The sequence below is a fragment of the uncultured Nitrospira sp. genome (assembly GCA_902500695.1).
GTDB lineage: Bacteria > Nitrospirota > Nitrospiria > Nitrospirales > UBA8639 > Nitrospira_E.
In genome coordinates, this window is the sequence record CABVRQ010000124.1 from 5,080 (window position 1) to 7,253 (window position 2,174).

The following is a 2,174-nucleotide window of genomic DNA, read 5'->3' on the forward strand; positions in this document are numbered from 1 at the left end:
GCCAATCGACGAAGGGAATTCCGGCGGGCCGTTGCTCAAAGGCCATCAGGTGGTGGGGATCGTGACCGAAGCCAGTCCTCCCTTTGCGTATGCGGCACCTGCTGTTCTAGCGCAGTATGTGTTGGAGAGTTGGGGGATACGGTTTGGGGTCGCTCTGCGTTTCGAACCCGCTACCCTGTCTTTGCTCTATCTTCGAGATATGATCCAGCAAAAAGGCTTCCACCATCCATTTGATGGAAGTGCGGAAGGGCTTCCCGGTGCATGGATGGGAACCTTTGTGCATGACTACGAGCCAAAAATTATACAAGCGATGAAAGTCGTAGTGGATTATGCTACCGGGTTGATGTGGCAACAAAGTGGATCTCCTGAGTTGACCTTTGGCATTGAAAAACGTGAACCATGGGAGTATGTGGAGCAACTGAACCAACAACGCGCTGGCGGATTCTCGGATTGGCGGTTGCCGACGATTGAAGAATTAGCTTCCTTGTTAGAGCCGATTGGAAGGCACGATGGGCTTTTTATCGACCGGGTGTTCGATAAGGCTCAATGGGTCTGTGTGGCTACCGATGGTCTGATTCGTCAGGAGAAGAAGGGCATGGTGGTTGTGGCGGGGCCCTGGGAACTCCTGGTGGATTTTGATCGTGGCCGAATCGATCATCGGCGTCATAGCGAAGGCGAGGTTCGCAAAGGGTTTGCCAGAGCCGTTAGGACTATTCCTTCTGCCGATCTTTCTTCGTCCTATTGAACGAGTTCTGGGTGGACGGTCTTGGTTTCTTAGGATTGTTATGCCAAGATTACGGGGTATGGGAACCTTATGATCAGAATATAGGACTTGCCGATGCTATTCATCCGTTTCCAGGTTTTCATTCTTATTGCCATGTTGGGCATGGTCCCACCGGTCTGGTCCGAGGTGGATATCGACAAGCTGAAAAATGGTGTGGTCAAGATCACGGCTCAATTCGCCAACAGGCAAAAGATCGGAACCGGCTTTGTCGCCGGACAGGGCAAAAAGCATCTGTTTATTGTGACCGCCTCACATGTGATTGAGGGAGAGGCCGAAGTCCCTCAGTCGATCAGCGTCACGTTTTTTTCTCATCAAGAAGAACCGCTGGTGGCTGAGGTGATCAATAAAGAGGGTGGAGATCCCAGAGGGTTGGCTCTGCTGAAAGTGGGCGGAGACCTTCCTGATAATGTGCAGATTCTGGAGTGGGATACCCAGAGTCAATTACATGGGGGCGAAGACGTGCGGGTAATCGGGTTTCCCCAGGTTGGAGGAAATCCATGGGCGGTGACCCGGGGGACCCTGTCTGGATTTGACGGACCCATTCTCAAGTTTTCGGGTGCGGTTGAAGAAGGGAATTCGGGAGGACCCTTGCTCTACCAGGGGAAAGTCATCGGTGTCATTGTGGAAATCGTCCGACAGTTTGGTAATGCCAAGCCTTCTCAAATTGCTCAATTTACGGTTGACAATTGGCCGGGGTTTAGCCGTCAAGTCAGGATTGAACCCAAAAATATTTCACCGGGGAGCAACCCAGATGCCGGTGATTCTGTCGGAAAGAGGTTGGCCGCTTTGGTCGTCACCACCGTTCCCAAGGATGCGGAGGTGTTTGTTGATGATGAACTTGTCGGAAACACCGCACAGGGATCATTGGTCGTGAGTCAATTACCTCCCGATGAATACGAGGTGGCCGTCAAAAAGAAAGGCTATCGACCGTGGTTTAAGAATGTCGAACTTTTTCCCGGCGAACGTCGGGAGCTGAACGCGACCCTCCAGGAAGGAGCCGTGGCTAATGTGACGGGCGTCTGGAAAAACCCCAATGAAGCGGCCGTGTCCTATGTCCTGCAACAAATGGGAGATCGAGTGGTCATGAGGGAGGTGACCACCAGCGTATTGGGAACCATGGTGACCGCGGAGGGAGAAGGACAATTGCAAGGCAACCAATTGGCCATATTCTATCGGACCGTGTTGGGAACGATGGGTCAGTCTGCCACCACGATGTCTGATGATGGAAAAACCTTAACCGGGACCTTCCAGGATTTTTCCAATATGATTCCCATGACTCTCTCGTTGGTTCGAACCGCAGATGCTCCCTCCTCCTTTGGCCTACCAGGCAATGATGCCTGGAACGCCATTCAGGGTTTTGGGCAGTAGGGACCATTCGGTTCCCTGCATA

The 2,174-nt window shown here is 52.4% G+C and carries 2 protein-coding genes; both read left to right on the forward strand.

The features are described from left to right. Positions 1-745: DUF1566 domain-containing protein (locus AAH187_RS18290; RefSeq protein WP_342349926.1), on the forward strand; the 745-nt coding region annotated here is incomplete at its 5' end. A 93-nt stretch (positions 746-838) separates the two neighbouring features. Continuing rightward, positions 839-2,152: a trypsin-like peptidase domain-containing protein gene (locus AAH187_RS18295; RefSeq protein ID WP_342349927.1), complete on the forward strand. Its 1,314-nt coding sequence runs from the start codon at positions 839-841 to the stop codon at positions 2,150-2,152. Positions 2,153-2,174 lie beyond the last annotated feature (22 nt).

Coding starts and splice junctions, on each gene's coding strand:
- AAH187_RS18295 (WP_342349927.1), top strand. CDS start 839: ATGCTATTCATCCGTTTCCAGGTTTTCATTCTTATTGCCATGTTGGGC.